4 protein-coding genes and 1 pseudogene are annotated in these 7,154 nt (G+C 42.1%); 2 read left to right on the top strand and 3 right to left on the bottom strand.

Going from position 1 to position 7,154, the window contains the following annotated elements; genetic code table 11:
• The 3 genes and pseudogenes from H6S82_RS12630 to H6S82_RS12620 all read right to left on the bottom strand — a co-directional run.
• Positions 1 to 491: pseudogene (locus tag H6S82_RS12630) on the bottom strand (hypothetical protein); the annotation flags it as partial.
• A 57-nt stretch (positions 492 to 548) separates the two neighbouring features.
• Positions 549 to 1,100 (bottom strand): hypothetical protein, encoded by a 552-nt coding sequence (locus H6S82_RS12625; protein ID WP_190463827.1) that lies wholly within the window; start codon positions 1,098 to 1,100, stop codon positions 549 to 551.
• Between the two features lie 75 nt (positions 1,101 to 1,175).
• Positions 1,176 to 3,605, bottom strand: coding sequence for a CHAT domain-containing tetratricopeptide repeat protein (locus tag H6S82_RS12620; RefSeq protein WP_190463826.1), 2,430 nt, complete (start codon positions 3,603 to 3,605; stop codon positions 1,176 to 1,178).
• Between the two features lie 193 nt (positions 3,606 to 3,798).
• On the opposite strand from H6S82_RS12620, the gene H6S82_RS12615 reads away from it, so the two are divergent.
• Positions 3,799 to 4,275 carry a hypothetical protein gene (locus H6S82_RS12615; protein WP_190463825.1) on the top strand — a complete coding sequence of 159 codons (477 nt, stop codon included), beginning with the start codon at positions 3,799 to 3,801 and terminating at the stop codon, positions 4,273 to 4,275.
• Between the two features lie 190 nt (positions 4,276 to 4,465).
• Positions 4,466 to 6,754 carry a hypothetical protein gene (locus tag H6S82_RS12610; RefSeq protein WP_190463824.1) on the top strand — a complete coding sequence of 763 codons (2,289 nt, stop codon included), beginning with the start codon at positions 4,466 to 4,468 and terminating at the stop codon, positions 6,752 to 6,754.
• Positions 6,755 to 7,154: the final 400 nt, after the last annotated feature.

Here is a 7,154-nt window from a genome sequence, read left to right as displayed (position 1 = left end):
TTTTTGACGCTTTTGACGCTATTACTGCGGCTAGGGTCGTAGTCTTGCAAAATTTTTTCGGGTTGAGCAGCTATGACTCTAGCTATTTGAAAGTATTCCTGAAACAAGTAGGAATAGGATGATTTTCCCGATCGCTTTAGAGCTAATTTGTGGGCAATCCAAAAGCAACTTTCTTCAAAATAAGCTGATAAATGCAATCTAGCTAATGGGGGTTCGCGTAAAAATAGAATACCAGCCATGCAATTATATTCTCGAAGGAGCAACCAAAACCAAATGATTGATATAGCATTAAGTTGCAAGTCTTTTATCCAGTATTCTGCTAAATTTCGCTCGTTAGCTGTCGGAGTTAACTGGATAACTTTCCTAGCATTCTGTTGTAATTTTCGGTGCGATCGCCAAGGATCATCTGGAACAACGAGATGATTATTCATCCATTTAAATTGGAGAAAAGTCGAATACATTTTTTCCTCATTTTCTCGTTCAATTTTCATTGTTTTTATTATCCTCACAACGAGTAGTATTAAGCCAAAATTAAATCAATCTATCCATCAACTAATTCCTCTTTGCTTGCGGGCTGCGATCGCCTGTTCCAACAAACCCAGCGACCCATCTGGTAAAATCTCTTGCAGACTCAATAATAATCTTTCCCCCAACTCTTTTTGATTGGGATCTTCTCCAGTTTCCAGCACTGTTTTAAGTCGTGGCATTGCTAACTCATCGACCAACTGAATCAGCATATTTAAACATCTATCAAACTGTCTTTGAGTAAGTCCGCCATCTTCCAAAGGAAACTCAATTGAGGCGCGAACTTCCCCATCAAGCTGGTTATATTCCCACCGCACCATCTTAGTTTCCCAAGAAAGTGCTAATAAAGTTTGAAACAACACCCCTTTATATACATGATCTTTCACTCCCGTTAGCAGTTGGGGTGCTACCATCTGAAAATACTCTCCGTTCTCCATTAAATTGATAACAAGCCAAAAATTCTCAACGTTTTTAGCTTTGACCCCAGTGATGATGCAGTTATTCTCTTCATCGAGTTTGTATTTCCAACCACGTTCATCGAGATAATGTGCAATCTGTGGTAAAGTCGTTGCCATAATCGCCTCTTGTCTTAACTCCGTTACTTTCTGTTTATGTATCGGGAGAGGATTGGAAAAATATGTAACTCTTTCTCATTCCGCTTCGCCAATAAGGGTAAAAGCTGCCCAGTCTTTAGGATTGGGGTGTGTTCTGATAGTGGTAAGCATCGCCTGACGTAGTGCTTGCGCTTTATCAGGACTTCTCTGCATCTGGCGATAAAATTCGGTCATCAAGGATGCTGTTGGTGCGTCGGGTACTGACCACAGGGAGACGACTACACTGGGAACGCCTGCGGAAATCAGAGAACGAGATAACCCGATTACGCCATCACCAGTAATGCGCCCTTTTCCGGTGTTACAGGCACTTAGGACAACTAATTCAGCGTTGAGTTTCAAATCTAGGATTTCGCTAGCGGTGAGCAAACCGTTATCGTTAGGAGAGGGAGCGAGTGCGATCGCGCCTGGTACACCCCCACCTGTATAATCATGCAATAGTCCGTGAGTCGCCAAATGAATGATTCTGGCTTTGGACAGTTGGGATAAAATAGCCGTCTTAGTAGCTTGATTCCCTATCAGCGCTTGAGTTTTGAACATTTGTGCTACTTCCGTTGCTTCCCGTTCCGCAGCAGGGAGAGGAGATAATTGTCGCGCAGGTTCCCCAGGAAAAGGCGAAACTTCCGGCATTGTGGGGTTGCCTACTACTAGCACATCTTTAGTTGTTCCCGGTACTCGTTGACGCTGTTGGTGGGTTAAGTCGAGAACTTGAATCGATGGTGCGGTGAGGATAGTGTGTTTTTCGATTAAAAATTTGTTGTCAGCGTCTTGCAATGCTGGAAATGGAACAAAAAATAAGGCTCCTTGGGGAATAAAGATAACACGGGCATTGGGGTCAGTTGGCAGTAAGTCGGCTATTGGTTCGATGAGGAGTTTATGGAGTTGCTGCAAGCGCTTGTTCTGTGCGTTGGGAGATGATACTTTGGTTACATCTGCGATCGGGCGTTCTATAATTACGCCTTCCGCGAAAGAAGGTTGCCTGAGTCTTACCGTGCGATTTTGGGGATTGACAGAAACTACCTGCCATGCTGGGTAATTAGGGCGATCGTTATTGAGTCTTACTAAGTCTCCAGGGGCAAAAGATGGATTGTTGGAAAGGGTTGGATTATCGCTTTCACCTCTGTTGATACCTGCGGAGACTAATTCGAGGTTTTTGCTAACGAGTTCTTGTAAAGAAGTGTTTTGTTGCTGCCATAGGGGTTTGAGATCGACCTGGCGAAAGGCAATTTCACCTGTCGGTTTGACTACCCAAATGTATAATTCTGATTCACGTCCTTGTATTTTTCTTTTAATTTTGAACTTATTATAAATAATTGAATATTGAACAATTATCGCCTTTTGCGCTTTACTAATTTTTTGAATATGTTTAGCTGTCAAAGACGGAGTATTATAATCTGGAGATACTAGATTTATGGCTAATAAATCCACAAAAGCTCTAGCACGTCCACTTTCAGCTACTTCTAATGCTTCATTGATCTTGTTCTGAGCAATCAAAACTTGTTGCAATATTTGATAGGTGCCAGCTTGTCGTTCAAAAATTGACACTTTTTCAGCATCTCTGCTACCCAAACCTACTCGTAGAGATTCCCAAACCTCTATTCCATCCCGCAATGCTATCTCTGCTTCTGAGAACTTGCCTAATTCACCAAGAAAAGCACCTAGATTGTTCAGAGCTACCCCTTCTCCGACACGGTTTTTGATTTCCCGTGCAATTGCTAAACTCTGCTGCACGTATTCAATTGCTTTAGTATAGTTTCCCAAGAACCTATAAGCATTGCCCAGATTCCTTAGAGCCGTACCTTCAACATCACGGTCTTTAATTTCTCGTGCAATTGCTAAACTCTCCTGGTAATAATCAATCGCTTTGGTATAGTCTCTCAAGGAATTATAAACATTGCCCAGATCCCCCAAAGATTGCCCCTCACCCACACGGTCTTTAAGTTCTCTTGCAATTGCAAAACTCTGCTGATAATAATCAATCGCTTTGGTATAGTCTCCCAAAGAATTATAAGCATTGCCCAGATTTCCCAGCACATTCTTCTCAAGCTGACGGTCTTTGATTTCTCTTGCAACTACTAAACTTTGCTGCTGGTATTCAATTGCCTTGGCATAGTCTCCAAGAAAATCATAAGCAATACCCAAATTGCACAAAGCGCTCCCCTCACCCACAAGGTTTTTGATTTCTCGTGCAACTGCTAAACTTTGTACTTTCGCCTCAGCCTGACGATCTTTAATCTCCCGATACATAGTCAATGCTTGTTTCCAAGACTGCAAAGCAACTTCAATTTGACTGGTATGATACTGCTCAAGACCTTGCTGGAACAGTCGATCGGCTTCCGCTTTCCGTTCCTCCACCGTCTGAGCCAAAACCTGTGGAACCGAAAAAGGCACTAACAAATTAATCGGTAAAGCCGTCGAAACTGTTACCAGAAGACTAACACTACTTAAAGTAAGCTTCCAGGGACGCATAGCTGAAAGGGGGAGAACTACTGTAATTATCCACAGTATTCCTCAAATTGCTGACCTTGTTCCCAAAAAACCTGCATATTCTCCTCACTCTATACCGATAAACAAACAGCCAAGCTTCCACGCGGACTAGATTTAGTCCTCAAAACAGTGGTGTAGAAGTGCTGAAAGGCTTTTGTTGTAAGGAGTAGCCGCTATGAAGTCCCTCAAATTAACCAAATCCATCACTGCTTTAGCAGGTGTCGGGGTATCCTTGTTTTTCACTTCCAACATAGTGGCGCAAGCATCAGCGATAACTCATCCCACCGTTAACGCCATTCTTCAGCTACCAGCATCTCAAACTTTAGGCACTTCCCACCCTATCCCACAAACCCAACTTATAGCACAACAGTTCATCCCAGCCATAAGTTGCCCTAACATGGTTCGCTACGTTTTCGCCGAAACCAGAAACTTCTTAGTTTATATTTGCGGCATCAATGGTAGACCATCCATGTATGTCGCTGTTGACAAAAATGGCAGACTCGGTGGCATTATTCTACCTCTCAGGAGTTATAATAGTCGCCAATTTGTCGCAGCTAACGGCAATGTGCATTATATTCTTACAGCCCAAGAACTAATTGTTACACAAGGTCGCCAAATCATCCTCAGAGAAAGGGTAACGCGATTGGAATAAATAACTATAGCTGAGAAAAGGCAACAAAATTGGTTAGAAACCAGGTTTCTCTAAATAACCTGGTTTCTAACGCTTTTCGCTTTATCTTCCTTAACAACTTAGTAAAAATTTTTTCTTTTTCCAGCCAACCCAGCATATTTTTTTCAAACTCTCCCGATAAAAAGACAGAAGTTTCACAAGGAATTACACAATGACATCCAACACAGTTAAAGACTTTCTCGAAACTGTAAAACCCGGACACAGCGGCATCACCTGCCCTGCTTGTGGTTCCATTCTTGGTATTCGCCGCCAAGGTACTTATGATATGATTTTGACCAAAAAAGCTCGACTAGAATTAGATAGTTCTATCACCAACTATCGCAGCTTTTTAGAAGGTCTGGAAGCCGTTCTCGAACAGATCAATATTATTGGCATTAAATCTACTTCCGTCAACTCTTCTTACCGCAAAGAAAAAGCTGACAATCCATTCTTAGCAGAAGGTGGAGTCTACAAAAATACCCAAGGCGCTCAAGCTGTCGAGGAATACGTTAGCAAAAATATCGACTATTTCGAGTGGGGACAGAATTTCTGGAGCTTCTACAGGCGTAGCGATTTTGAAGCTGTCGTTGCTACCAATCTAGACGCTAATAAAGACAAGGTACAAAAGATTTACAACCGTGCTAAGGAAATCTTACTATCTGGATTAGAACCTCGCTCTTTATCTGGGCCATTAATCGATTTGATCTTCGAGCAAAGATATGTTGCCCAATGGATGAAGAAATTTTACGGTGAACGGGCTAGCTTAGAAGCACTTTTGGATGAAGTTTGTCCTAACCTTTTATTTTATCTCAAGTGCATTCTACAGCTTGACAAAGCGCTGAATGGAACTCCCGATCCAAATTTAGCCGAAGCAGTTCTGCGAATTCAATTTATTTTAGCGCTGATGTTAGGGCATCGCAGTCAACAAAACATACAAGTTGTCTCCCTAATCGGCATCAAAACGAATGTTCTGTTTATTCTCCCTCGCCTGACATACGTTTCTCCCAAATTACTGCATCGTCTCCTTTGCTCTGAAGTAGTTTTAGGCAATCCTAATTTAGGATGGGATTCCAAATTTGTCCAAGCAGTGCGTCAACTGGGAATTAACCCAACTACGAATGAAGCTGCTTTAGGTTCAGGTGCAGTAAATGGAAATCAGCCTGATGTCGTAGCCAGAATTGTTGAGTTTTTGGGTACTCAAATTTACAAATTTGTGCATTTCGCTTGCAGTGGTTTAGTAGGCGATATCCCGGAAAATTCTACTACAAATAATTTGCTTAACTACGATTGGGAAAATGACAAATGCGGTTGGTATCCTAAACCAGAAGAAACCCACTCTGTCATTTTATTGGGTAGCCCTGGCACTGGCAAATCTACCGTGATGCTAACAGGCTTTACCACTTTCTATACCAACGCGGCGGCGCTTGGTGCTACAGTTAGTTTTGACTCCCCCGATGATGAAGCTCGCATGAACGAGTTGAATCAAGAATATTGGGCAGGACGAATGCCAAAACCAAATCCTCTGGGTGTTAGACGGAGTATCAAACTATCAGTTGAATTTCCCAACACTTCTTTTGGAAAAAGTCACTTTGTTTTTACCGATATCCCTGGAGAAGTTGCTGCTCAGAGTTTAACTAAAAGTGGCTCCGAACCTTGGGTATTGCGGATTCTCAAAAACGCCGAAACCATTGTATTCTTTTTCGACCTGTCCATCGAACCTTCTATTCGAGAAAAGCTGACTAAAGGAGATCAAGACGGGACTTGGAAAGGATTGGAAGATAACTACAATCGGGTTAACTCCTCTCGTCAAAATGCTGCACAAGTTAGTCAGTTGCAACTCCTCCAAAAGTTACTGAGCGACCTTCAAGATCAAAAGGGCGCTGAACATCTAAAAACGACCAAATTTGTCTGCGTTATTCCCAAAATCGATTTGTTTGTCAATGAGGATGATACAGCACGCTTTTTCTTCACCAATTTTTACGAATCCTTGAAGCAACGGCGGCTTTTGGTTCCTTCGCGACACTATCGTAATGAATCTTTTGCAGGTTTATACTCTTTGGGAGGTACGGGAACACAAATTGCCAATAGTCGAGGGATAGAACTGCAAAAAAGCATTAGCAAGTTTATCTCTGATGAAGCACTCAAATGTTTAGGTAATATTGGCAATGCGCTAGAAGAAGACGAGGAATTACAACCGTTAAAAACTTCTCTGGTTGATACCATTGGCGTTCGGTTAGTCGCCACTGTCAAACACACTTTTAGCTCAGGAGACAATATCTACTTTTTACCCGTTTCTGCTCAAGGTGAGGATAGCAAATCTATTGAGCTAGGACATCCTCCTAACCAAAAACTGTCCGAGTACGTATTTATGTTACCGATCGCTTTGTGTGCTGAAAAAGCCGTTACACCACAGTCAGAAGGACAGGCTGCAAATGCTTTCAATAAACGGACATCCATCTAGGGCGTAAAAACTGATTGCGCCAAAACTTCTTTGATGGAAGTTTGGAACTTTCCTCACTGATAGCTTCAGCTATAGAGTTTTAGCTTCTATGGTTAGACTATGTGCTGAACTATCTGTGGGGATTTCCTTTTGAGTTAGGTTTAGCTGTGCGACCAATGTCGCGATCGCACTTTGGAGAAATCAATTATTCCAACTTAATATTACCTCTACGCTTTTTGCTACGTTATTTGTGCAAGGACTGTGATAAACAATTTCTCGATCACAATCATCAAGGATGGTAAGCTGCTTATTAGCTTCTACTTAACAAATACGAGCGAGCCAAACAAAAAAATTAGTCCCCGGAGAGGGAACTCGAAGTTAAATTATTTTTAACGGTATCCTTGGTTAATTGCCCATTCCA

The organism is Planktothrix sp. FACHB-1355 (assembly GCF_014748295.1).
GTDB classification, from domain to species: Bacteria; Cyanobacteriota; Cyanobacteriia; order Cyanobacteriales; family Aerosakkonemataceae; genus Aerosakkonema; species Aerosakkonema funiforme_A.
Note: the sequence above shows the minus strand (reverse complement) of the source record. Positions and strands in the feature narration are given on the sequence as shown.

Coding starts and splice junctions, on each gene's coding strand:
- H6S82_RS12625 (WP_190463827.1), bottom strand. CDS start 1,100: ATGGCAACGACTTTACCACAGATTGCACATTATCTCGATGAACGTGGT.
- H6S82_RS12620 (WP_190463826.1), bottom strand. CDS start 3,605: ATGCGTCCCTGGAAGCTTACTTTAAGTAGTGTTAGTCTTCTGGTAACA.
- H6S82_RS12610 (WP_190463824.1), top strand. CDS start 4,466: ATGACATCCAACACAGTTAAAGACTTTCTCGAAACTGTAAAACCCGGA.
- H6S82_RS12615 (WP_190463825.1), top strand. CDS start 3,799: ATGAAGTCCCTCAAATTAACCAAATCCATCACTGCTTTAGCAGGTGTC.